This is a genomic window from Acidimicrobiia bacterium (assembly GCA_036271555.1).
Lineage (GTDB): Bacteria > Actinomycetota > Acidimicrobiia > IMCC26256 > PALSA-610 > DATBAK01.
On sequence record DATBAK010000049.1, the window covers coordinates 18,517 to 42,131 of the forward strand.

Consider the following 23,615-nt stretch of genomic DNA (forward strand, 5'->3'; position numbering starts at 1 on the left):
GCGGGCACAGTGACAGAACGCCCCTCCTGGGGAAAGGGTTTAGGTCGACGCGGCCATCGTGTCGAAGTTCGGGCGCCGCAGGTGGGCGGTCTGCTGGGCGATCGCGAGGAGGTTGCCGGCCTCGTCCCAGAGCTCGGTCGGGCCGGTCGCGTAGCCGTCGCCGCAGTGCCAGCACCGCATGTGCTGCAGCACCCAGCGCCCGACCGGCGGGCGGATGAAGCGGATGCCGATCTCGAGGCTGAGGCTCATGAAGTGCCGGGCCTGGCCGCCGAGGCCCTGACCGATCGCGGGGCCGATCGAGTCCGAAGGCACCGCGAGGGCGAGCATGTCGTACGAGCCGTTTGCCGTGCGCGGCTCGACCTTGAGCCGCGTCCACGCCGCGAAGCGCGCGGCCCCGGCCGGCGTCGACGCGTCGCGCAGGCCGAAGGGAAGCGCGGGCAGCCAGTCGGTCTGCTGGTGGAAGTTGATCTCCGGCCACGGGTCGTCGGCGGGACGCGGCGGAGCCTCGGCGCACGCGTCGGGCATCGCGACGTCGCGCGGGAACTCGACGTCGCGGAACGCGAGGTCGGTGTCGTGCGGACGCCCGAACACACCGTGCGTGCGCAGCGCGACTCCCTCGGTGCCGGGCACGAACAGATTGCTGCCCACTTGCGCGGCGCCGCGCCCGTTGCGCAGGACTTCGACGTCGACCTCGATCGGTCCGCACGGCACCGGCGCGCAGAAGATCGCGTTCGCGGTGACGAGCGGCAGCTCCGGTCGCGCGAGGTGCGCTTCCATCGTGCGCAGCGCCGCGGTCATCGTGACGCCGCCGAACGCGTAGACGACACGCCACGCTTCGGGAATCGCCCCGCAGTAGCGACCGGGTCGATCCGGATCGGCTTCGAGGGTCGTGTCGCGGAGCAGGTCGCCGGGCGCGACGGTCATGAGGGTCCTTCGGTCGGGGGTGCGCCAGTCTGGGCCGTGAGCTCTCGGTGCCGCACACCGATCACTCATAGTCGTTCAAATCTGAAATATCTTCTGCGCCGTAGCGTTGGAAACTGCCATGACCGAGACCTTGACCGCAGTCCGTCCCGTTGCCGCCGTCGTCGATGCCGTCGAGACTCTCGAAGGGGGCGGCTTCCTGGTCCACCGGCCGTTCCCGACCGCGGCCCTCGACCTGCTCGACCCGTTCCTCCTCCTCGACGAGATGGGGCCGGCCGACGTCGCGCCGGGTGAGGCGGTCGGCGCGCCCGATCACCCGCATCGCGGCTTCGAGACGGTGACCTACATGCTCGAGGGCGAGTTCGAGCACCGCGACTCCGCGGGTCATCACGGCGTCATCCACGCGGGCGACGTGCAGTGGATGACCGCGGGTTCCGGTGTCGTGCACTCCGAGATGCCGGGCGCGCAGCTGCAGCGTGAAGGCGGCCGCACGCACGGCCTGCAGCTGTGGGTCAATCTCCCGCGCGCCGACAAGATGACCGTGCCGCGCTACCAAGATCTGCGCGCCGTCGACATCCCGACCGTCGAGCGCGACGGCTTCTCGGCGAAGGTGATCGCGGGCGACGCGCTCGGCGTGTCGGGTCCCGCGAGCACGCATGTGCCGATCCTCTACGTGCACGTGCGTGTCGACGCGGGCGCCGTGCTCGAGCTTCCGATCGCGCACGACGCCAACGCGTTCGCGTACGTGCTGGAAGGCAGTGGCGACTTCGACGGCACCGCGGCCGGGCGCGCGCAGATGGTCGTGCTCGGCGCGGGCGGCGACGGCGTGCGCATCGCCGGCGGCCCCGACGGTGTCGAGCTCGTGGTGCTCGCGGGGCGCCCGCTGCACGAGCCGGTTGCCCGTTACGGCCCCTTCGTGATGAACACCAAGGCCGAGCTCATCGAGGCGTTCGAGGACTACCAAGCTGGCCGGATGGGAGAGATCGGGTCGACCGGGAGGTAAAATCCTCGGTCCCCCCGGAAAGGTTTGTCCTTATGGCGGCCCGCGCCGATCTGCGAAACGTGGCGATCATCGCCCACGTCGACCACGGCAAGACGACGCTGGTCGACGCCATGCTCTGGCAAACCGGGACTTTTCGCGCCAATCAGGACGTCGCCGAGCGGGTCATGGACTCGATGGACCTCGAGCGCGAGAAGGGCATCACGATCCTCGCGAAGAACACGGCGGTCCAGTACGGCGACGTGAAGATCAACATCGTCGACACCCCGGGCCACGCCGACTTCGGTGGCGAGGTCGAGCGGGCGCTGTTGATGGTCGACGGGGTGCTGCTCCTCGTCGACGCGAGTGAAGGCCCGCTGCCACAGACGCGCTTCGTGCTGCGCAAGGCGCTCGAGCGGCACCTGCCCGTCATCCTCGTCATCAACAAGATCGACCGGCCCGACGCGCGCATCGCGGAGGTCGTCGACGAGGTCTACGCGCTGTTCTTCGATCTCGACGCGGCCGACCACCACATCGAGTTCCCGATCGTGTACTGCAACGCGCGCGCGGGACGCGCGTCCGTCGACGCCGACGTCGAGGGCAGCGACCTCAAGCCGCTCTTCGAGGTGCTGCTCGACCACGTGCCGGCGCCGCAGTTCGATCCCGACGCACCGTTGCAGGCGCACGTCACGAACCTCGACGCGTCGCCGTACCTCGGTCGGCTCGCGCTCTGCCGCGTGCAGCAGGGAACGGTCGCGAAGGGCGAGACGGTCGCGTGGTGCAAGGTCGACGGCACGATCGAGCGCGTGAGGCTCGGCGAGCTGTTCGTCACGAAGGGGCTCGACCGCGTGCCTGCCGACGAGGCGGGGCCGGGTGAGCTCATCGCGATCGCGGGCATGGACACGGTGACGATCGGCGAGACCATCGCCGATCCCAGCGATCCGCACCCGTTGCCGCTCATCTCGGTCGACGAACCGAGCCTCGCGATGACGATCGGCATCAACACGTCACCGGTGTCGGGGCAGTCGGGCAACAAGCTCACGGCTCGACTCGTGAAGAGCCGGCTCGACCAGGAGCTCGTCGGCAACGTGTCGCTGCGCGTGCTCATGACCGAGCGGCCCGACGCGTGGGAGGTGCAGGGCCGCGGCGAGCTGCAGCTCGCGATCCTCGTCGAGATCATGCGCCGCGAGGGCTTCGAGCTCACGGTCGGCAAGCCGCAGGTCGTCACCCGCGAGGTCGACGGCAAGGTGCACGAGCCGTTCGAGCGCGTGTCGATCGACGTCCCCGAAGAGCACCTCGGTGCGGTGACGCAGCTGCTCGGGGTGCGCAAGGGTCGCCTCGACACGATGACGAACCACGGCACCGGTTGGGCGCGGCTCGAGTACGTCGTGCCCGCACGCGGCCTCATCGGATTCCGTACCGAGTTCCTCACGGAGACGCGCGGTACGGGCATCCTGCACCACGTCTTCGAGGGCTACGAGCCCTGGGTCGGCGCGCTGCGCACGCGCCTCACCGGCAGCCTCGTCGCCGACCGGCGCGGCATGACGACGAACTTCGCGCTGCTCGCGCTGCAGGAACGTTCGACGTTGTTCATCGGCGCGGGTATCGAGGTCTACGAAGGCATGATCGTCGGCGAGAACTCGCGGTCGGAGGACATGGACGTCAATCCGACGAAAGAGAAGAAGCTCACGAACATGCGGGCCGCGGGCTCCGACAACACCGAGCGGCTCACCACACCGAGCGAGCCGACGTTGGAGCAGGCGCTCGAGTTCATCGCCGACGACGAGTGCGTCGAGGTCACACCCGCGTCCGTGCGCCTGCGCAAGACGGAGCTCGACCGCGCGATCCGCGGCCGCCGGCGCTCGATCGCGTCCCGAGTCGCCGCGAGCTGACGCGCGTCAACCGGTCGCACCCACCGCGGACGCGCGCGACGGACACACGGGATCGGCGGCGCGGGCGAACCAGACGCCGGTGTTGCCCTCGGTGTTCGACATCGTGCCCTTGCGGTGCCGCAGGTCGAACCCGTCGTGGCCGTTGCGGAAGCCGACGTACGCGCCGTGCTGGTCGTCGGCGTAGTCGAACGCCATCGTGAACGTGTTGTTCTTCTTCGTCCACGTCACCTGGAGGCCGCCGCACGCGAAGTTGCCCGTGTGGTCCGCGTACAGATCGAGCGGGTAGACGATCCAGCGCTGCGAGTCCGCCCACTTGAAGTGGATCGAGTAGTGACCGGCGATGCACGACGCCGGGCAGCCGCCGTCGGCCGCGCCCGCGGGCGCCGCCGACGCGATCGTCGGCCCTGCGAGCGTGAGTAGCGCGATGCCGATGACCAACCCGCGCGAGAACGTCCGCCGCATCCTTCGATCCCCTCCGTCGACGAGCGCGGAACGCTAGCGGTGGCGGGCGTCGCGGGCGAGATAGGCCTCGAGCGCGGCCGCTTCGAGGTCGAGGCGGCGCATGATCCCCGGCGCGAGCGAGCGCTCGGCACGGCCGCCGATGACGGGAACCTTGACGCGCAGCTCGCCGTCGAGGATGCGTAGGCACTGGCCACCGTCGGCGTCGTGCATCCGGAACGTGCCCGTGCAGCTGACCGGGACGACCCCGATCTCGGGTGCGACGGTCAACGCGCACGAGCGCGCGCCGGCGTCGACGACGAGCCGTTGCACCCAGGTGACGCGGTCGTGGCCGACGATGCGGCGCGCGATCGGATCGAGCCGGCCCGTGTACGTGAAGCGGAGGTGGACGTCGGTCGTCGCGCCCGTCTCGGTGCGCACGAGCAGCTCGGGGCGTTCGAGGTCCGGGAGGTCGAGCGTCGCGTAGAACTCGGTGTCGGCCATGCCCACGCAGACGGCTGCCGCGGACGCCGAGAAGATGTGGCTCGCGTGGAGCTTCACCGCGACATGTGCGCCGGCGCCGGCGTAGACGCCGGGTGCGGCGCACCGTCGCGCCGGATGCGCTCGTAGACGAGCACCGCGCCGATCGGGCCCGTCAGCAGCGCGACGAGCACGAATTTCCACGTCCAGTGCATCGGCCGCGCGATGAACACGACCATCGTCGCGAAGGCGAGGAAGATCCAGCCGTGGAAGAAGCCCATGACCTTCGTGCCGATCATGTTGTGCAGGATCCCCCAGAAGAGGAAGAGCAGCACGTAGGAGATCGTCTCGACGAACGCGCACCACTTCAGCTGCTCGGCCTTGCGGTCCAGCTCGGTCTGCGGGTCGTCGGCGTACTCGACCATCACGGTCAGGATACGAGGACGTGACTCGCCAACGCTGCTCGGGACATCATGCGGCCGACCGCAGCGCGAATGGGAGCCCACAATGACGAATGCCGACCTCACCGACGTCGAGCAGGAAGAGCTGGCGAAGGCGAACGAGTCGGGCCGGCGGCCGGTCGTCTTCGTCCACGGGCTCTGGCTGTTGCCGAACAGCTGGGAGCGGTGGCGCGCCGTCTTCGAGGACGCGGGCTTCGCGACCGTCGTGCCCGGTTGGCCCGACGACCCGAACACCGTCGACGAGGCGAAGGCGCATCCCGAGGTCTTCGCGCACAAGAGCGTCGGACAGATCGCCGACCACTTCGAATACGCGATCTCGAAGCTGACGCGCCGCCCGGCGGTGATCGGCCACTCGTTCGGCGGGTTGCTCACGCAGATCCTCGCGGGCCGTGGCGTCTCGGACGCGTCGGTCGCGATCGACCCGGCGCCGTTCCGCGGCGTGCTGCCGCTGCCGATCTCGGCGCTGAAGTCGGCTTCGCCGGTGCTCGGCAATCCGCGCAACCGCAGCCGTGCCGTGCCGCTCACGTACGACCAGTTCCGCTTTGCGTTCGCGAACGCCCTGAGCGAGGCCGAGGCGCACGAGCTCTACAACACGTTCGCGGTGCCGGGCTCGGGCGTGCCGCTGTTCCAGGCCGCGGCCGCGAACCTGAACCCGTGGACCGAGGTGAAGGTGCAGACCAAGAACGCCGACCGCGGTCCGCTCCTCGTCATCGAAGGCGAGGTCGACCACACCGTGCCGTGGGCGGTCGCGAACGCGTCGTACAAGAAGCAACGGCGCAACGAGGGCGTGACCGAGATCGTGAAGATGGCCGGCCGCGGGCACTCGTTGACGATCGACCACGGCTGGCGTGAGGTCGCGCAGACCGCGCTCGACTTCGTGCAGCGATTCGTTCAGCCGTGACGCGCCTGCTCGCGCCGCGCGCCCCGGATCTGACGACCCGTCAGATCGGATGGGAGACTCGGCGTCGTGAGCACCCCTGCTGACTTCCCGAAGATCGTCAGCGTCGACGACCACGTCGTCGAGCCTGCGCACCTGTTCGAGCAGTGGTTGCCGAAGCGGTTCGTCGAACGCGGCCCACACATCGAGCGGCACGGGCTCGGCGGGCTGAAGTTCGTCGGCGGGACGCGCTACGAGTACTCGCTGAGCGCCGACGGGCCGCCCTGCGACATCTGGTTCTACGAAGGCCTGATGTACCCGCACAAGCGTCACGTCGCCGCGGTCGGGTTCGAGCGCGACGACATGCAGCTCGTGCCGATCACGTACGACGAGATGCGGCCCGGCTGCTACGAGCCCCAGGCGCGCATGGACGACAACGACCTCAACTGGGTCGACGTGTCGCTCTGCTTCCCGACGTTCCCGCGCTTCTGCGGACAGACCTTCCTCGAAGCGCAGGACAAGGAGCTCGCGCTCGCGTGCGTGCACGCGTACAACGACTGGATGGTCGAGGAGTGGTGCGGCGACAGCGGCGGCAAGCTCGTGCCGCTGTGTCTCATCCCGCTGTGGGACGTCGAGCTCGCGGCCGCAGAGATCCGGCGCAACGCGGCGCGCGGCGTGCGCGCGGTGTGCTTCAGCGAGATCCCGCCGAACCTCGGGCTGCCGAGCATCCACTCGGGCCAGTGGGATCCGTTCTTCGCAGCGTGTGAGCAGACGCAGACCGTCGTGTGCATGCACATCGGCTCGTCGTCGAAGATGCCGGCGACGTCGCCGGACGCGCCGGCCGCGGTGCAGGCGACGCTGAGCTTCGGCAACGCGATGGCGTCGCTCACCGACTTCCTGTTCTCGGGTGTGCTCGTGCGCTTTCCCGAGTTGAAGCTCGCGTACTCCGAAGGCCAGATCGGGTGGATCCCGTACATCCTCGAGCGCGCCGACGACGTGTGGGTCGAGCACCGCGCGTGGGGTGGCGTGCGCGACATCGTGCCCGAGAAGCCGTCGAGCTATTACTACCGGCAGGTGTTCGGCTGCTTCTTCCGTGACCGGCACGGCATCGACTCGCTCGACAAGGTCGGCGTCGACAACACCACGTTCGAGACCGACTATCCCCACACCGACTCGACGTGGCCGAACACGAAGCAGATCGCGATGGAGCTGTTCGGAGATCAGCCGGCCAATGTCGTGTACAAGCTCGCGCGCGGCAACGCGATCCGCATGCTCGGCCTCTCGCTCTAGCTCCACGAGATGGTCGTCGATTCCACCTATCCACCCGCGCAGCACATGCTGCGCGACCTCGCGTTGAGCGTCGAGCACCACGAGGACGGGTCGAGCGTCGGCCGGCTGCCCGTCGTCGATGCCGTGCTCGACGACCATGGGCGCGTGCGCGCGGGTGTCGTGGCGACGTTGGTCGACGCGATCGGCGGCGGGTTGGCCGCGTACGCGGCGGCGCCGGGTTGGATCGCGACCGCCGATCTCGATCTGCAGCTCACCGGTACGCCGACCGACGCGTCGACGATCGACGCGCGCGGACGCGTGCTGCGCGCCGGTCGCTCGACGGTCGTGATCGCGGTCGACCTGCGCGTCGGCTCCGCCGAGCTCGGCCTCGCGACGATGACGTTCGCGGTGCTCCCGCGACGCGACTCGAATCCGGTGATGCCGGTCGATCGCGTGCGCGGCCCGCAGTCGTTCCTCGGCGGCGGCGACGGGTCCGGTTTCACGACTGGCGTGCTCGACGCGCTCGGCATCCGCACGGTCGACGGGGCGTGCGGTCACGTCGAGCTCGTCCCGAGCGGCTACGTCGAGAACTCGCTCGGCGCGGTTCAGGGCGGTGTCGTCGCGACGATCGCCGAGCGCGCGGCCGAGCTCGCGCTGTCGTCCGCGGCCGGCGTTGCGCTCGCGCCCGTCGGCCTGCAGATCACGTACTTGGCACTGGCGCGCGAAGGGCCGATCCGCGCGTCCGCCGAGGTGCTCGGTGTCGCGCCCGAGTGGGGGAGCGCGCGGGTCGAGCTGTTCGACGCCGGCGCCTCACGCCGGACCACCGTGGCGCGCGTCGCGGCGACGAGGATCTGATGGAGATCACGGACGAAGGGCGGAGCGTCGCGCGGTTCGTCGGTGTCGACCTGCACGAGGTCGGCGACTGGGAGCAGGGCGAGGTCATCGGCGAGGCGAGCTCACCGCTGCACGATCACCTGCGTGCGCCGGGCGGCGGTATCCGTTCCGGTGCGCTGCTCACGCTGTGCGACAACGTCGGCGGGTTCTGCGCCGGGCTCGCGGCGCTGCCCGACGGTTGGGTCGTGTCGACGAACCTCACGCTCACGATCGCGCCACCGGTCGTCGTCGGCCCGCTGCGGCTGCGTTCGACGGTGTTGCGCGCGGGCAAGGCCGCGATCGTCACCGACATCCGGGTCACGGACGCCGGCCGCGAGGGCGCGATCGTCGGCGATGCGGTGCTCACGTCGGCGGTGCTCATCCCCGAGGGCGGTCCGCCGCGCTGGCCGCGGCCCGCGCACATGCAGGCGCCGCCACCCGACGGCACGCTGCCCTCGTTCGTCGACTGGCTCGGGATCCGCGATGTCGAGGGCGAGCCGGCCGGCGTGGTCGAGCTCGACGCGGTCGACGGCGTGCGCAACCCGTGGGGGATCGTGCACGGCGGTGTCACGGCCGCGTTGGTCGACTTCGCGTCGGAGCGCGCGGCCGCGGCCGTGCTCGGTACGGCTCCCGACGCGCTCGTGACCTCCGACGTCGCGCTGCACTTTCTCTCGCCGTCGCGCGTCGGTCCGGTGCGCGCGTCCGCCATGGTCGTCGGCGAGCGCGCCGACGGCGTCGTGCTGCGCGTCGAGGTGCGCGACACGGGCCTCGACCGCGTCGCGGCGCACGCGGTCGTGAGCGTGCGCCCGCGTTCGACTTCCTGACTCGGACTGTCGCCGGCCCGTCGGGCGGCTCCGCGGAACCGCGCGCCCGTGGCTCCGGAAAGTCCATTTGCGCGATGTGTCCAAATGGAAGCAACGCGCAAATGGGCGTTTCGGCGCGCGAGATGGCGCGGCCCGGTGCTAGGTCGTCAGCTCATCGAAGTCGAAGGTTCGCGCGCGGACGAGTGGCGGGACGGCAGCCGCGATGAACACGGCGGTCATCAGCGCGAGAAGAACGCGGTAGTCGATCACGTCGATGAGCACGGCGCCGACGGCGATCGAGAGCGTCTGGGCGATCGTCGTCATGTTCGTCGCCGCCGCCACTCGCCCTTGGAGGTGGCGGGGTGAGTATCGCTGCCGCGCGTTGGCGATCGCGATGTTCGACCACGTGAGGCCCGCGCCGGCGGCGAAGCTTCCGACCACGACCAGTGCGAGGCTGTGCGGAATCTGCGCCGCGGCCGACACCGCGAACAGCAGGACCGCGATCGCATAGGTGCGCGGCTCGGCGAGGCGGCGCAACACGGCCGCGGCGACGAGCCCGGCCGCGACCGCGCCGACGCCGCTCACCGAGACCAGGACGCCGACGAAGGTCGGACGGCGGTGGAGACCCTGATCGACGACGGCGAAGGTCAGGGGCTCGAAGAAGCCCAGAACTGAGCACACGGCGAGCTCGCAGAGCACGAGTTGGCGCAGGATCGGTGTGCGGCGCACGTAGGCGATGCCGGCGGAGAGCTCTCGGGCGAGGGTTTCCGGTTCGTGGCGCGCGCGCGTCTCGGCCCCGTCGACCCTCGAGAGCAGCGCGGCCGCGACGACGAACGTTGCCGCGTCGATCACGGCCACGGCCCGCCCACCGACGGCGGCGAACAGACCCGCTCCGACGAGCGGCGCTGCGAGCTGCATGCTCTGCGCCATCGTCTGCAACGAAGCGTTTCCCGGCCCGAGCAGCGCGTCGGGAAGCAGGTCCCGTACCAGACCGCTGCGCGCCGCATTGAGGATCGTCAGCGACAGGCCGTAGAGGACCGCGACCGTGTAGACGATCCAGACGCCTTCGCGATTGCGCACACCCAGGAGCGCGAGGACGAGTCCGCTCGTCGTGAGATCGACGACGATCGTCAAGCGGAGCCTCGGGACGCGATCGGCGACGAACCCCGCGAGCGGTGCGAACAGGGCGCCCGCAGTGATCGCGAAGATGACCGCGGCGGCGGCCGCGTTGCTGTGCGTCAGCTCCTTCACCCAGATCGCCATCGCGAGGTACATCGCGGTGTCGCCGAAGGTTGAGAGCGTCTGGGCGAGGAAGAAGCGGCGGAACGGCCGGTCGGCCAGCGCGCCCATGACTCAATGCCGCGGCGATTCGTATGTCATCGGGACGGTGACACCGAGCAGACGCACGGGTCGAGACCCACGAGGCCGCGTCGCCGGGTCGCGCAGTCGGTCTTCGTAGCGCTCGAGCAGCACTCGCAAGTCGGAGTGGAACTCGTCGAGCTCGGCGCGGGTCAGGTACGCGATCGAACCGAACATCACGCTCGCGTTTCGCTGCCACGCCTTCGGGTAGCGCTCGCGTGCCTGCGGCCAGGCGAGGAAGCGAGCCATCTCGCGGTGCACGAACGCGCGACCGGCCGTGCGCGCCGCCTCGACGCCTTCCGGCTCACGCGGAGCCGTATCGGAGAACGCGAAGTCCTCGTCGGTCAGACACCAGGGCCGTTCCGGACCGATTCCGCCGGGTGCCTCCTCGATGAAGCCGTGGCGGGCGAGCACGCGGAGATGGAACGAGCAGGCGGAAGGGCTCGGGCCGAGCAGCTCGGAGCATCGGGTCGCGGTGGCGCGGCGCTCGGTCGCCAGAACCTCCAGCAACGAGAGCCGCAAGGGATGTGCGAGTGCGCGGAGCGCGCCGTCGTCGGTGACGAAGTGGTCAGGGCGGGGCGTGCTCGATGGGCGCTTCGAAGCCATTCTTTCGAAAGTAATGCTTCGAAGAGTCCGCGCCAAGGGCCAATGAGGCGCCTCGAGCGGGTCGGGGCGCTGTCGGGCGGAGCGGAACTAGAGCTCGGGCGGGAGCAGTGCCAGCGCGTTGGCGCAGGCCTCGCCGCGCAGGCAGGCGACGAGGTTGTCGACCGCGCAGTCGAGCATGGCGAGGCGCGTCTCGACGGTCGCCGAGCCGATGTGCGGGAGGACGACGACGTTCGGGAGATGCAGGATCGGGTCGTCGGCATCGGGTGGCTCGGTCTCGAGCACGTCGAGCCCGGCGCCGGCGATGTCGCCGTTCGACAGCGCGCGCCGCAGCGCGTCCTGATCGACGACGCCACCGCGCGCGGTGTTGATCAGGATCGCCGTGGGCTTCATGCGCGCGAGCGCGTCGGCATCGATCAGATGATGCGTCGAGGGGTTGAGGTCGACGTGCAGCGACACGATGTCGGCCGCCGCGAGCCCTTCGGCAAGCGTCGCCACCCGATCGACGCCGGCCATCGGCGCGATTTCGGTGCGGACGTCGTACGTGCACACGGTCATCTTGGCGGCGAGCGCCCGCGCCGCGACCTCGCGTGCGATGCGACCGAACCCGATGAGCAACAGCCGCTGGCCGCGCACGTCGTGGCCGAGGATCTCGTTGCGCCACACGCCGCGGCTGAGGTCGTCGATGGTCTCGCGCAGCCGGCGCAGTGTCATCGTGATGAGCGCGAGCGTGAGGTCGGCGACCGCGTCGCTCAGCACCGGCGTCGTCGTCACGGTGATCGACCGCTGCGCGGCGGTGCGCACGTCGATGTGGTCGAAGCCGACGCTCACCGTGCTGATCGCGCGCAGCCGGGGCGCAAACCCGAGCACGCGCGCGTCGACGGGGAAATGGGAGTTGACGAGCAGCGCCTCGGTCTCGCGGAGCGCAGCTTCGAGCTCCGCGTCGCCGGCGCGCAGGAGATCGACGACCTCGAGCTCCCAACCCGCGAGCAGCTCCGTGTGGGGCGCGCCGAGCGCGACCGCCGACACGACGGCCGACATCAGAGGTACGCCGAGCGCGCGGTTCCCGAGCCGGAGACGGCCTGCAGCGCTTCGCCCGCAGCCATGCCGAGCAGGCGGGCGTCCGACGCGACCTCGACGAGCCGGAAGCCCTGCTCGACCCGCTTGGGCGCCGTGCCCTGGTGCCCCGCGATCCCGGGCACCACGCCGTGCGCGAGGCACGACTCGACGATGCGGGTGATCGCGTCGCTGAAGATCGCCGCGTCGTGATCGGGTGCGGGCGCCAGGCCGAGCGTGATGCTGAGGTCGGCGGGCCCGACGTACACGGCGTCGATGCCGGGCACCGAGAGGATCGCGTCGACGTCGGCGACCGCTTCGCGCGTCTCGATCATCACGATGCAGAGAACATCGGCGTTGGCGTGCTCGAAGTAGTCGAAGCCGACCGAGAGGTTGGCGCGCAGCGGTCCGTAGCTGCGGGCGCCGATCGGCGCATAGCGGCACGCGCGCACGGCGCGCTCCGCATCGGCAACCGAGTTCACCATCGGGACGATGACACCGCGCGCGCCGGCGTCGAGGGACTTGCCGATGATGCCGGGCTCGTTCCACGGCACGCGCACGAGCGGCGTCACGTCGGTCTCCGACATCGCCTGCAGCATGACGACCATCTGCGCGTAGTCGATGACGCCGTGCTGCATGTCGACACACGCCCAGTCGAAGCCGGCGTGCGCCACGATCTCCGCGGAGAAGCCGCTGGGAATCGTGAGCCAGGCGCCGAGCGCCGCGCGATCGGCATCCCACGCCGCGCGCACACCGTTCGCTCGCATCGGCGACACCCTACGCGCGCACGGCGAATGGGATCCCGGGTGGCGAGCAACCCCCGGGACCCCACTCGCGACGGTTCGCATCACATTTCGAGAGGGTGAACGTTGGCGGGGGCTCGGAGGATACGGTCGGGTCGCGCTTGCAATGGGAATGATTCTCACTCTAGGTTCGGGGGCATGCGGACGGCCGCCGCCCTCCTTGCCGTGGCGTTGCTCACGGGCTGCGCGACCAGCCCTTCCGCGCTCGAACGGAGCGGCGGTCGGATCCAGGTCGTCGCGGCCGAGAACTTCTGGGGCAGCCTCGCCCGGCAGGTCGCGGGCGACCGGGCCGACGTCAGCACGATCATCGAGGACCCCGCCACCGACCCGCACGACTACGAGGCGACGCCCTCGGACGCGCGTGCGATCGCGACCGCGCAGTACGTGATCCTCAACGGCGTCGGTTACGACTCGTGGGCGCGCAAGCTGCTCGACGCGGATCCCGAATCGGGTCGGGTCGTGCTCGACGTCGGCCGGGCGGTCGACGTGAACGTCGGCGGCAACCCGCACCAGTGGTACTCGCCGAGCGTCGTCGACCGCGTCATCGAGCGCATCGCGGCGGACCTCGCGCGCCTCGATCCGCGTGACGCCGACTATTTCGCACGCCGGCGCGCGGACCTGGAGACGACGGGTCTCGCCGAGTACCACTCGCTGATCGCGCAGATCCGGCGCGCCGACGCCGACGTGCCGGTCGGCGCGTCCGAGAGCATCGTCGTGCCGCTCTTCCACGCGCTCGGCGTGCGGCTCGAGACGCCGAGCGCGTTCCTCGATGCCGTCGCCGAGGGCAACGAGCCGACCGCGCGCGACACCGCGGTCGTCACCCGTCAGATCGACGAGCACGCGATCGAAGTCTTCGTGTTCAACCGGCAGAACGCGACGCCCGACGTGCAGCGACTCGTCGACGCGGCGGAGCACAACGGCATCCCGATCGTCACCGTCACGGAGACGCTGACGCCGAAGGGTGCGACGTTCCAGACCTGGCAGGTTGCGCAGCTGCGCGCGTTGCGGGACGCGCTCGCACGCGTGCACGCGCGTGAAGGGAGCGGATCATGAGCGATGTCGCGGTGCAGCTGCGGGACGCGGCCGTCGCGGTCGGCGGGCGAACGGTGTGGCACGGCGTCGACCTCGACGTCGAGGCCGGGCAGTTCGCCGCGATCCTCGGGCCGAACGGCGCCGGCAAGTCGACGCTCCTCAAGGCCCTGCTCGGGCTGGTTCCGACGCGCGCGGGCACGGTGCGCGTGCTCGGCCACGAGCCGGGCGCGCGCGCCGCCGACGTCGGCTACCTGCCGCAGCGCCGCAGCTTCGATCCGGCGCTCCGCATTCGCGGTGTCGACATCGTGCGCCTCGGGCTCGACGGCGATCGGTGGGGCGTGCCGTTGCCGTGGCGCACGACTGCTCGACACGAGCGTGAACAGCGGATCGACGAGCTCGTCGACCTCGTCGGCGCGTCGGCGTACGCGCGCCGGCCGATCGGCGAGTGCTCGGGCGGCGAGCAGCAGCGGCTGCTCATCGCCCAGGCGCTCGCGCGCCGGCCCAAGCTGTTGCTGCTCGACGAACCGCTCGACAGTCTCGACCTGCCGAGTCAGGCCGGTGTCGCCGCGCTCATCGAGCAGATCTGCGAGCAGGGCGTGACCGTGCTGATCGTCGCGCACGACGTGAACCCGATCATCGGCTTCCTCGATCTCGTCGTGTACCTCGCGGGAGGCAGCGCGGCGTGCGGCGAGCCGCGCGACGTCATCACCAGCGCGCGCTTGAGCGAGTTGTACGGCACACCGATCGAGGTGCTGCAGACGTCGGATGGCCAGCTCGTCGTCGTCGGGCACTCGGACGCCACGACGTATCACCCCGAGATGCACCACCACAGCCATGCCCATTGAGGCCGCGGTGCGCATCACGCCGAACGTCGTCGACGACGTTCGCAACGCGCTCGCATTCCACTTCATGCTCAACGCCTTGCGCGCCGGCACGGTCGTCGCGATCGTCGCCGCGGTCGTCGGATGGTTCATGGTGCTGCGACGCGACACGTTCGCGGGCCACACGCTCGCAGTCGTCGGGTTCCCGGGCGCGGCCGGCGCGATCTGGATCGGGATGTCGGCCATCGCGGGCTACTTCGCGTTCTGCATCGCGGCGGCACTCGTGATCGGTGGCGTCCAGCCCGCAACGCGGCGCGGCTTCGACTCCGAGTCCGCGGCCATCGGCACGCTCCAGGCGTTCGCGCTCGCGTGCGGGTTCCTGTTCGCGAGCCTCTACGGCGGACTCGTGAACGGGTTCAGCGCGCTGCTGTTCGGGAGCTTTCTCGGGGTCACCGACGCGCAGGTGATCACGCTGCTCGTCGTGGCCGTGCTCCTGCTCGCGGTGTTCGCATGCATCGCGCGGCCGCTGCTGTTCGCATCGATCGACCCCGACGTCGCGAGCGCGCGCGGGGTTCCGGTGCGGCTGCTGTCGTTCGTCTTCCTCATCTCGCTCGGCGTCGCGGTCGCGGCCGCGAGTCAGATCACCGGCTCACTGCTCGTGTTCGCGCTGCTCGTCGTGCCGGCCGCGACCGCGCAGACGATCACCGCGCGACCCGTCGCGGGCCTCTGCCTCGCAGTTGTCGTCGCACTGCTCGTCACCTGGCTCGGTCTCGGGATCGGCTTCTACTCGAGCTATCCGCTCGGCTTCTGGATCACGACGATCGCGTTCGCCGCGTACGCGCTCGCGCACGCCGGTCGCGCGATCGTGCGGGCGGTGCGATGAACGCGTTGCTCGCGACCGCGCCGGGCACGGGGCTCACGGAGATCCTCTCGCACCCGTTCATGCGCCACGCCTTCGTCGCGGGGACGGCGATCGCGCTCGCCTCCGGTGTCGTCGGGTACTTCGTCGTGTTGCGGAGCCAGGTCTTCAGCGGCGACGCGTTGAGCCACGCCGCGTTCACGGGCGCGCTCGGCGCGCTCGCGCTCGGTGTCGACCTGCGACTCGGGTTGTTCGTCGTGACGATCGCGGTCGCGCTCGGCATGGGCGTGCTCGGGCCGCGCGGTCGCGCCGACGACGTCGTGATCGGCACGGTGTTCACGTGGGTCCTCGGCCTCGGCGTGCTGTTCCAGACCCTGTTCACGTCGGGGTCGCGCAGTGCGGGGAACGGCGCCGCGAGCGTCAACGTGCTGTTCGGCTCGATCCTCGGGCTCAGCGCGAGCGAGGCGCGGCTCGCCGCGATCGTCGGACTCGGCGCCTGCGCGGTGATCCTGCTCGTCGCGCGACCGCTCCTCTTCGCCAGCATCGACGAGGCGGTCGCCGCGGCGCGGGGCGTGCCGGTGCGCGCGCTCGGTATCGGCTTCCTCGTGCTCGTCGGCGTCGCGGCGGCGGAGGCGAGTCAAGCGGTCGGCGCGCTGCTGCTCGTGGGACTGGTCGCGGCACCCGCGGGCGCGGCGCAGCGCCTCACGAACCGGCCGTGGCGCGGCCTCGCGCTCGCCGCCGCGCTCGCCGTCACGGCCGTCTGGATCGGCCTCGTGGTCACGTACCTCGACGGATCGGTGCCGCCGAGCTTCGCGATCATGGCGGTCGCGACGCTCGAGTACGTCGGCGCGTGGGGCTGGTCGGCGATCCCGTAGGTTCGGACGGTGCATCCGTCGATCGTGCTCGCCGTCTTCCCGGTGATCTTCCTCGGCGAGCTCCCCGACAAGACGATGTTCGCGTCGCTCGTGCTCGGCACGCGCGGGCATCCGCGCGCGGTGTGGCTCGGCGCGGCGAGCGCGTTCCTCGTGCACGTGGTGATCGCGACGACGATCGGTGTCGGCCTCTTCCATCTCGTGCCGCACCGCGCGCTCGAAGCCGTCGTCGCCGCGCTGTTCCTCGGCGGCGCGATCTGGGCGCTGCTCGAGAGCAGCGACGACGAGATCGACCTCATCGAGCGCGAGAGCATGACGCACCGTCAGGTGGCGACGACCGCGTTCGCGGTGATCTTCGTCGCCGAGTGGGGTGACCTGACGCAGATCCTGACCGCCAACCTCGCCGCGCACTACCACTCGGCGCTCTCGGTCGGGCTCGGCGCGACGCTCGCGCTCTGGAGCGTCGCGCTGATCGCAGTCGTCGGCGGTCAGGGCCTCATGCGCTGGGTGAACGTCAGGATGCTGCGCCGAGGCATGGCCGCGATCCTCATGGTCCTCGCGATCATCACCGCGGTCTCCGCGATCCGGGGATAGTGCGGCAGGCTCCGTCGAGCGGCGAGCCCAGCGAGCACGCGACGTCGGCTGCTCCCACCCGCGTCACGTCGGGTGAGCGTGCGAGCCCGACCAGAAGGACGGTGCGCAGGGCTCGTCGGCGCCGGGACCGCACACCTCGGCTTCCGGTTCGAGCGTCGCGTGCGCGATGCCGAAGTCGTCGGCGAGCATCTGCTTCACCGCATCGGACCGCTGCTGCGCGTCGGCGAGTGACGGCTGTCCGTCGAGCACGATGTGCGCCGACAGCGCTCGGTATTCCGACGACAGGCTCCACACGTGCAGGTCGTGCACGGCCTCGACGCCGGGCATGGCCGCGATCGCGGTGCTCACGGCCGCCGGGTCGACGTCCGACGGCGTCGACTCCAGCAACACGCTCGTCGTCGCGCCGAGGAGTTGTACCGCGCGCACGGCGATCACGATTGCGATGACGAGCGACACGGCCGCGTCGAGCCAGTCGTGACCGCCGGTCGCGACGATCACCACCGCGGCGACCGCCACGCCGGCCGACGACAGCGCGTCGGCCACCATGTGCAGCCACGCGCCGCGCAGGTTGAGGTCGTGCGAGTGGTCGTCGAGCACGCGCGCGGCAATGAGATTGCAGACGGTTGCACCCGCGGCGATCGCGATCACGGGCCCCGCGTGGATGCTGTGCGGATGGACGAGGCGGCGGATCGCTTCGAGCCCGACGATCACGGTGACGACGATCAGCGCCGCGGCGTTCGCCTGGGCGGCGAGGATCGTGCTGCGGTGGTAGCCGAAGCTGCGGCGCTCGTTGCTCGGACGCTCGACGAGGTGCACGGCGAGCAGCGCGAGCCCGAGCGCGGCGACGTCGGTGAGGTTGTGGCCGGCGTCGGCGACGAGGCCGATCGAGTGCGTGAACAGGCCGCCGATCACCTGCGCGACCACGAGCGCGAGGTTCAGACCCAACGCCACTCGGAGTCGCGCAGCCTGCTCCATCGCACGCCCATGGTAGGGAGTCGGGGGACGCTCCCTACCGATGGACGTGCGAATGGGAATTGCTCTCGCTCGCGGTTACAAGGCCTCGTCGCCGAGCTCGCCGGTGCGGACGCGCATGAGCCGATCGACGGCCACCGCCCAGATCTTCCCGTCGCCGATCTTGCCGGTGCGTGCACTCGTTCCGATGAGCTCGAGCACCTTGTCGACATCGGTCGAGTCGATGAGCACCTCGATCTTCACCTTGGGCACGAACTCGACCTTGTACTCGTTGCCTCGGAAGGCCTCGGTCTTGCCGCCTTGCCGGCCGAAGCCCTGGATCTCGCTGACGGTGAGACCGATCACGCCGGCACCGCGCAGCGCCTCCTTCACCTCGTCGAGCTTGAACGGTTTGATGATTGCGGTCACGAGATGCGCCATCGTTCTCTCCTCAAACCTTCTCGGGTTCGGGCTCGGAGATGGTGATCGACGAGGGAGCCCCGCCACCGCCGATCACGGACGTTCCCGTGGGTGTCGTATAGCTCATGCCGTAACCGAACTCGACGTGATAGGCCGGTGTGCCGTGCTCGACGATGTCGAGACCCTCGAGCTCGCCGTCCTTGTCGATGCGCAAGGTCCAGCTGCCTCGGATCTGTTTGATGCCGAGCATGATGAGCAGCGCGACGCCCATCACCACGATGATGCACGTGATGCTGCCGACCAACTGCGCACCGAGCTGGTGCACACCGCCGCCGTAGAACAGGCCCTTCACCGTCGTCGACGTATCGGCACCGTCGGGTGTCGGCACGCCGTACTGCCCGGTGGCGAACAACCCGAGGCTCAACGTTCCCCAGATACCGGCGAACATGTGCACCGGCACCGCGCCGATCGGGTCGTCGATACGCATGTGCTCGAGGAAGTTGATGCCGAGGGGCACGACGATGCCGGCGACCGCGCCGATCATCACGGCACCGAACGGCGACACCCAATAACACGGGCAGGTGATGGCGACCAGGCCGCCGAGGAACCCGTTCACCGAGATGCCGAGGTCCCACTTCTTCGTCATCGGGTACACGAACAGCACCGCCACCATGCCGCCGGCGCATGCCGCGATCGTGGTGTTCATCGACACCCGGCCGATGCCTTCCCAGTCCATCGCCGACAGCGTCGAACCCGGGTTGAACCCGTACCAGCCGAACCACAGGATCACGCCGCCGATCGCACCCCACGTGAGGTCGTGCGCCGGCATTGGGCCGCCACCGTCGCGCTTGAACGTGCGACCGAGGCGAGGGCCGAGGATGATCGCGCCGGCCAGTGCGACCGCGCCGCCGACGGTATGCACCACGGTGGAGCCGGCGAAGTCACGGAAGAAGACGCCGTCGCCCATGTGCTTGAGGATCATGCCGCCGGAGTTCTCGAGCCAGCCGCCGGGACCCCAGACCCAGTGGCCGAAGATCGGGTAGATGAAGCCCGAGACGCAGATGCTGTAGAGGATGTCGCCCTTGAAGCCGGTGCGGCCGACCATCGCGCCCGACGTCACGGTCGATGCCGTGTCGGCGAAGGCGAACTGGAACAGCCAGAACGCCAGGAACGCGACGCCCGTGGTGCCGTACCCGGCCGTCATGCCGTGCAGGAAGAAGTACTGGTGTCCGATGAAGCCGTTGCCGACACCGAACTGGAACGCGAAGCCGATCGACCAGTACAGGAGCCCGCACAGGCACGTGTCGAACACGCACTCCATGAGGACGTTCACCGTCTCGCGTGATCGTGCGAATCCGGCTTCGAGGCCCATGAACCCGGCCTGCATGAAGAAGACCAGGAACGCGGTCACCAACACCCAGACCGTGTTGATCGGGCTGACGAAGTCGTTGGCGTGATGTTGCACCACGCCCGTCGCTGCCCCCGCCGCGGAGTTGAAATACCAATCCGCGCCCTTCATCAGGCCGAGCAGGATCACGACCGCCGTCATCTTGCCGGCGAGCAGGGTCCCGATGAGCCTTCGGTTGTCCTTGTTCTTGAGTCGCTTCAGGCGTGTGAACATGGCCGTGAAGGTAAGAAGCCGGGATTTCGCATCCGTGTTGGGACTGTGAACGGATCGCTGCGGCTTTCTGACCTCTTTCTGTCGCGCGCTCCTGACGCCGGATGGGATCGACTCGGACGGGCCGCGAAGCGACCCGCCCGTCCTTGCGGGTACGAGTCTTGCGAGCGCGGTTCGCGTCCCAATCTCGTACCGTTGGCGCGGTGCAGCTCGAGCGGGGTCCGCTGCTGGCCGACGACACGCTGACCGGATCCCGGTGGTGCGCGCGTCACAGCGCGCTCATCGATCAGTGGCTGACGTCGTTGTTCGAGCGCGCGGTCGCCGAGACCGGCGTCGGCGACGGCTGCGCGCTCGTCGCGATCGGCGGGTACGGGCGTTCCGAGCTCTGCCCGCAGAGCGATCTCGACGTCATGCTCGTGCACGCGGGCCGGCGCGACATCGCGGCCATCGCCGAACGGGTCTGGTACCCGATCTGGGACACAGGACTGAAGCTCGGGCACAGCGTGAGCACGGTGCGCGAAGCGCTGACGCTCGCCGAGAGCGACATGGACTCCGCGACCGCGTTGCTCAGCACGCGCCACCTCGCCGGCGACTCCACGCTCACCGACGACCTCGCGTCGAAGGCGAAGCGGCAATGGGAGCAGAAGTCGCGCAAGTGGCTGACCGAGCTCGCCGACCGCGTCGATTCGCGTCACGCGCAAGCGGGTGAAGTCGCGTTCATGCTCGAGCCCGACCTCAAGGAAGGGCGCGGTGGCCTGCGCGACGTGCACGCGTTGCAGTGGGCCGAGATGGCGCGTGAGGTGCTGTTCGAGCACGACGCGGTCGCGATGCACGCGGCCTACGAGGTGCTCCTCGACGCGCGCGTGGAGCTGCACCGTCGTACCGGCCGACCGAGCAACGTCCTCGCGCTGCAGGAGCAGGATGCGGTCGCGGCGGCTCTCGGCTTCGACGACGCCGACGTCTTCATGGCGCACATCGCGTCGGCCGCCCGCTCGATCGCCTGGACGAGCGACGACGCGTGGCGGCGCGTGAGGTCGTGGCTCCGCACGCCCCGCGGCCCGCTCGGACGGGTGGGCCGCCGCAACCGGCCGCTCAGCGACGGCCTCGTGATGCGCGACGGCGACGTGCACCTCGATCCGTCGGCGCGTCCGGCCGAGGACCCGGTGCTCCTCGTGCGCGCGGCGGCGACCGCGGCGCGTTCGGGAGCGGTGATCGACCGCATGTCGCTCGATCGCTTCGTCGCGGAAGCGCACACATTGCCCGATCCGTGGCCGCGGTCGGCGCGCGATCAGTTCGTCGGCCTGCTGCTCGCGGGCGCGTCCGCGATCCCGGTGATCGAGGCCTTCGACCACCGCGACCTGTGGGTGCGGATCCTTCCCGAGTGGGCGCCGGTGCGGTCGCGTCCGCAGCGCAACGCGTATCACCGCTACACGGTCGACCGGCACCTGCTCGAGACCGTGGCGCGCGCGGCGTCGTTCGCGGGTCGCGTCGAACGTCCCGACCTCCTGGTGGTCGCCGCGCTCCTGCACGACCTCGGCAAGGTCGACACGCGCGATCACACCGAAGTCGGCGTCGAGCTCGCGCACACCGTCGGTGTGCGCCTCGGCTTCGAGCCAACCGATGTCGACGTGCTCGCCGAGCTCGTGCACAACCATCTCCTGCTGTCGGAGGTCGCGCTGCGACGCGACCTCGACGACCCCGCGACCTCGGCGCGGGTCGCCGAGCAGGTCTCGTCGGTGGGCGCGCTCCAGCTGTTGGCTGCGCTCACCGAAGCCGACTCGCTCGCGACCGGTCCGGCGGCGTGGGGTCCGGCCAAGGCGCAGCTCGTCGCGCTGCTCGTCGAGCGGGTGACGCACGTGCTCGAGGGCGGCGAGCCCGCGGGCATCATCGTGCCCGTTTTTCCGAGCGAATTGCACCTCGCGCAGCTCGCGCGAGCGGGCACCGTGATCGAAGCCGCGGGCGACGTGCTCACGGTGATGACCGACGACCGCGCGGGCGTCTTCAGCAAGGTGTCGGGAGTCCTCGCGCTGCACGGCCTCGACGTCGTCTCCGCGTCCGCGCACTCGACCGACGACGGGCGCGCGCTCGCCGAGTTCCACGTGAACGATCCGGTGCGCGACGCGGCGCCGTGGGACCGCGTCGAACGCGACCTGCTGCGCGCCTTCGATGGCCGCCTCGCGCTGCAAGCGCGCGTCGCCGATCGGGCGCGCGCGTACGCGGGCCGTCAGCGCGCAACCGCGTGGCGGCCGCGCACCGCCACGGTGAAGTTCGACAACGACGCGTCGCTCGCCGCGACCGTCATCGACGTGCACGCGAGCGACGGCATCGGCGTGCTGTATCGCATCACGCGCGCGCTCGCCGAGCTCGACGTCGACATCCGATCGGCGCGCGTGCAGACGCTCGGCGCACAGGTCGTCGACGCGTTCTACGTCGTCGACCGCCACGGCCGGAAGGTCACCGACGCCGACACGAGCGCGGAGATCGAGCGCGCGATCGTGCACAACCTGAGTGTTTGAGGGCCCGGAGCAGGTGCGCGGTCAGAGCGGCTCGTCGCTCGCGCCGTGACGAGCCGAGCAAGCATGCGACCGTGTGACGGCTCCTAGAGTGCCGGCCATGCGTCGAGTCGTGTGCCGTGAGCTCGGACCTCCTGACCGGGTGGAGATCGAGGAGGTCGACGCGCCCGAGGCGCGCGGCGGGAAGGTCGTCGTCGCGGTGCGCGCCGCGGGTGTGAATTTCGTCGACGCGCTCCTCGTGCAGGGCAAGTACCAGATCAAGCTCCCGCCACCGTTCACGCCCGGTACCGAGCTGGCGGGCGAGATCACCGCGATCGGAGAAGGGGTGACCGGCTGGTCGGTCGGCGACCGCGTCACCGCGACGACCGGCATGAACGCGTTCGCGGAGCTCGCCGAGGTCGACGCGCGTGCGTTGCGCGCGGTGCCCGATTCGATGACGTTCGGTCAGGCCGCGACATTCGTGCAGAGCTACGAGACGATGTTGTTCGCGTTCCGGCGCCGCACGACGCTGCGCGAAGGCGAGACCATGCTCGTGCTCGGCGCGGGTGGCGGCATCGGTCTCGCGACCATCGACCTCGGGCGCGCGTTCGGCCTGCGCGCGATCGCGGCGGCGTCGACGCAGGAGAAGCTTGCGGGCGCGCAGGCGCAGGGCGCGTTCGCGACCATCGCGTACGAGGAAGAAGACCTGAAGACGCGCGCGCGGGAGCTCTCCGACGGTGGCGTCGATCTCGTCGTCGACATCGTCGGTGGCACGCACGCGGAGCCCGCGCTGCGCGCGCTGAAACCCGGCGGTCGTTACCTCGTCGTCGGATTCGCGTCGGGAACGATCCCGACGCTGCCCTTGAACCAGGTGCTGCTGAACAACCGCACGGTGGTCGGTGTCGATTGGGGCGGTTGGGCGATGCGCAACCGCGAGGAGCAGGAGGAGCTCGAAGCCGAGCTCTTCGCGCTCGCCGCGCACGGCGACCTCCATCCGGTCGAGCCCGCGTCGGCGCCGCTCGCGGACACGGGTCGCGTGCTCACCGATCTCGCCGAGCGACGCATTGTCGGGAAGATGGTGATCACGCCGTAGCCTCGGGAATGGCGCGCGGTGCCGGCCCGTTGGAGGCCGGACTCGAAGG

At 70.1% G+C, this 23,615-nt stretch carries 24 protein-coding genes; 13 read left to right on the forward strand and 11 right to left on the reverse strand.

Going from position 1 to position 23,615, the window contains the following annotated elements; translation table 11 throughout:
* Positions 1-39 precede the first annotated feature (39 nt).
* A complete protein-coding gene (locus VH914_12490; GenBank protein HEX4492017.1) occupies positions 40-924 on the reverse strand; it encodes a thioesterase family protein in 885 nt (294 codons plus the stop codon).
* Between the two features lie 118 nt (positions 925-1,042).
* Between VH914_12490 and VH914_12495 the strand changes: the two genes are divergently transcribed.
* Both VH914_12495 and typA read left to right on the forward strand, forming a co-directional pair.
* On the forward strand, positions 1,043-1,924 hold the full coding sequence (locus tag VH914_12495) for a pirin family protein (protein ID HEX4492018.1): 882 nt from the start codon (positions 1,043-1,045) through the stop codon (positions 1,922-1,924).
* Between the two features lie 32 nt (positions 1,925-1,956).
* Positions 1,957-3,792, forward strand: a complete 1,836-nt coding sequence (gene typA, locus VH914_12500; protein ID HEX4492019.1) for a translational GTPase TypA — start codon at positions 1,957-1,959, stop codon at positions 3,790-3,792.
* A 6-nt stretch (positions 3,793-3,798) separates the two neighbouring features.
* On the opposite strand, the gene VH914_12505 is transcribed toward typA, so the two are convergent.
* From VH914_12505 to VH914_12515, 3 genes are read right to left on the reverse strand one after another with little or no spacing between them, the layout of a single operon-like run.
* A complete protein-coding gene (locus VH914_12505; protein HEX4492020.1) occupies positions 3,799-4,254 on the reverse strand; it encodes a hypothetical protein in 456 nt (151 codons plus the stop codon).
* A 33-nt stretch (positions 4,255-4,287) separates the two neighbouring features.
* Positions 4,288-4,791 carry a DUF2505 family protein gene (locus VH914_12510; GenBank protein ID HEX4492021.1) on the reverse strand — a complete coding sequence of 168 codons (504 nt, stop codon included), beginning with the start codon at positions 4,789-4,791 and terminating at the stop codon, positions 4,288-4,290.
* The gene (locus VH914_12515) at positions 4,788-5,135 is read right to left on the reverse strand and encodes a DUF3817 domain-containing protein (GenBank protein HEX4492022.1); all 348 of its coding nucleotides are present in this window, start codon (positions 5,133-5,135) and stop codon (positions 4,788-4,790) included. Before VH914_12515 ends, VH914_12510 begins: the two co-directional genes overlap by 4 nt.
* An 82-nt stretch (positions 5,136-5,217) precedes the next feature.
* Between VH914_12515 and VH914_12520 the strand changes: the two genes are divergently transcribed.
* The 4 genes from VH914_12520 to VH914_12535 all read left to right on the forward strand — a co-directional run bounded on the left by VH914_12520 (position 5,218) and on the right by VH914_12535 (position 9,014).
* Positions 5,218-6,072, forward strand: coding sequence for an alpha/beta hydrolase (locus VH914_12520; protein ID HEX4492023.1), 855 nt, complete (start codon positions 5,218-5,220; stop codon positions 6,070-6,072).
* Between the two features lie 66 nt (positions 6,073-6,138).
* On the forward strand, positions 6,139-7,338 hold the full coding sequence (locus VH914_12525) for an amidohydrolase family protein (GenBank protein ID HEX4492024.1): 1,200 nt from the start codon (positions 6,139-6,141) through the stop codon (positions 7,336-7,338).
* Positions 7,339-7,347: 9 nt separating this feature from the next.
* Positions 7,348-8,172, forward strand: a complete 825-nt coding sequence (locus VH914_12530) for a hotdog domain-containing protein (protein ID HEX4492025.1) — start codon at positions 7,348-7,350, stop codon at positions 8,170-8,172.
* A complete protein-coding gene (locus tag VH914_12535) occupies positions 8,172-9,014 on the forward strand; it encodes a PaaI family thioesterase (GenBank protein ID HEX4492026.1) in 843 nt (280 codons plus the stop codon). Before VH914_12530 ends, VH914_12535 begins: the two co-directional genes overlap by 1 nt.
* A 138-nt stretch (positions 9,015-9,152) precedes the next feature.
* On the opposite strand, the gene VH914_12540 is transcribed toward VH914_12535, so the two are convergent.
* From VH914_12540 to VH914_12555, 4 genes are all read right to left on the reverse strand, one after another.
* Positions 9,153-10,343, reverse strand: coding sequence for an MFS transporter (locus VH914_12540; GenBank protein HEX4492027.1), 1,191 nt, complete (start codon positions 10,341-10,343; stop codon positions 9,153-9,155).
* 3 nt (positions 10,344-10,346) lie between these two features.
* Positions 10,347-10,958, reverse strand: a complete 612-nt coding sequence (locus tag VH914_12545) for a helix-turn-helix domain-containing protein (GenBank protein ID HEX4492028.1) — start codon at positions 10,956-10,958, stop codon at positions 10,347-10,349.
* Between the two features lie 87 nt (positions 10,959-11,045).
* Positions 11,046-11,996 (reverse strand): NAD(P)-dependent oxidoreductase, encoded by a 951-nt coding sequence (locus VH914_12550; protein HEX4492029.1) that lies wholly within the window; start codon positions 11,994-11,996, stop codon positions 11,046-11,048.
* Positions 11,996-12,778 (reverse strand): aldolase/citrate lyase family protein, encoded by a 783-nt coding sequence (locus VH914_12555; protein HEX4492030.1) that lies wholly within the window; start codon positions 12,776-12,778, stop codon positions 11,996-11,998. Before VH914_12555 ends, VH914_12550 begins: the two co-directional genes overlap by 1 nt.
* A 174-nt stretch (positions 12,779-12,952) precedes the next feature.
* Here VH914_12555 and VH914_12560 point away from each other — a divergent pair, with 174 nt between their 5' ends.
* The 5 genes from VH914_12560 to VH914_12580 are packed head-to-tail and all read left to right on the forward strand — an operon-like array spanning position 12,953 to position 16,992.
* Complete coding sequence (locus VH914_12560; protein ID HEX4492031.1) at positions 12,953-13,867, forward strand: zinc ABC transporter substrate-binding protein; 915 nt, start codon at positions 12,953-12,955, stop codon at positions 13,865-13,867.
* Positions 13,864-14,691, forward strand: a complete 828-nt coding sequence (locus VH914_12565) for an ABC transporter ATP-binding protein (protein ID HEX4492032.1) — start codon at positions 13,864-13,866, stop codon at positions 14,689-14,691. Before VH914_12560 ends, VH914_12565 begins: the two co-directional genes overlap by 4 nt.
* Positions 14,681-15,550 carry a metal ABC transporter permease gene (locus tag VH914_12570; protein HEX4492033.1) on the forward strand — a complete coding sequence of 290 codons (870 nt, stop codon included), beginning with the start codon at positions 14,681-14,683 and terminating at the stop codon, positions 15,548-15,550. Before VH914_12565 ends, VH914_12570 begins: the two co-directional genes overlap by 11 nt.
* On the forward strand, positions 15,547-16,401 hold the full coding sequence (locus tag VH914_12575; protein HEX4492034.1) for a metal ABC transporter permease: 855 nt from the start codon (positions 15,547-15,549) through the stop codon (positions 16,399-16,401). The genes VH914_12570 and VH914_12575 overlap by 4 nt, the downstream gene beginning before the upstream one ends.
* Before the next feature lie 9 nt (positions 16,402-16,410).
* Entirely contained in the window at positions 16,411-16,992 is a 582-nt protein-coding gene (locus VH914_12580) for a TMEM165/GDT1 family protein (protein ID HEX4492035.1), read from the forward strand.
* A 63-nt stretch (positions 16,993-17,055) separates the two neighbouring features.
* Here the strand turns inward: VH914_12580 and VH914_12585 are convergent, their stop codons facing one another.
* The 3 genes from VH914_12585 to VH914_12595 all read right to left on the reverse strand — a co-directional run bounded on the left by VH914_12585 (position 17,056) and on the right by VH914_12595 (position 19,984).
* Positions 17,056-17,967, reverse strand: coding sequence for a cation diffusion facilitator family transporter (locus VH914_12585; protein ID HEX4492036.1), 912 nt, complete (start codon positions 17,965-17,967; stop codon positions 17,056-17,058).
* 75 nt (positions 17,968-18,042) lie between these two features.
* Entirely contained in the window at positions 18,043-18,384 is a 342-nt protein-coding gene (locus tag VH914_12590; protein HEX4492037.1) for a P-II family nitrogen regulator, read from the reverse strand.
* A gap of 10 nt (positions 18,385-18,394) precedes the next feature.
* Positions 18,395-19,984 (reverse strand): ammonium transporter, encoded by a 1,590-nt coding sequence (locus tag VH914_12595; GenBank protein ID HEX4492038.1) that lies wholly within the window; start codon positions 19,982-19,984, stop codon positions 18,395-18,397.
* A gap of 200 nt (positions 19,985-20,184) precedes the next feature.
* Here VH914_12595 and VH914_12600 point away from each other — a divergent pair, with 200 nt between their 5' ends.
* Positions 20,185-22,497 (forward strand): [protein-PII] uridylyltransferase, encoded by a 2,313-nt coding sequence (locus tag VH914_12600; protein ID HEX4492039.1) that lies wholly within the window; start codon positions 20,185-20,187, stop codon positions 22,495-22,497.
* A 97-nt stretch (positions 22,498-22,594) separates the two neighbouring features.
* The gene (locus VH914_12605) at positions 22,595-23,566 is read left to right on the forward strand and encodes an NADPH:quinone oxidoreductase family protein (GenBank protein ID HEX4492040.1); all 972 of its coding nucleotides are present in this window, start codon (positions 22,595-22,597) and stop codon (positions 23,564-23,566) included.
* Positions 23,567-23,615 lie beyond the last annotated feature (49 nt).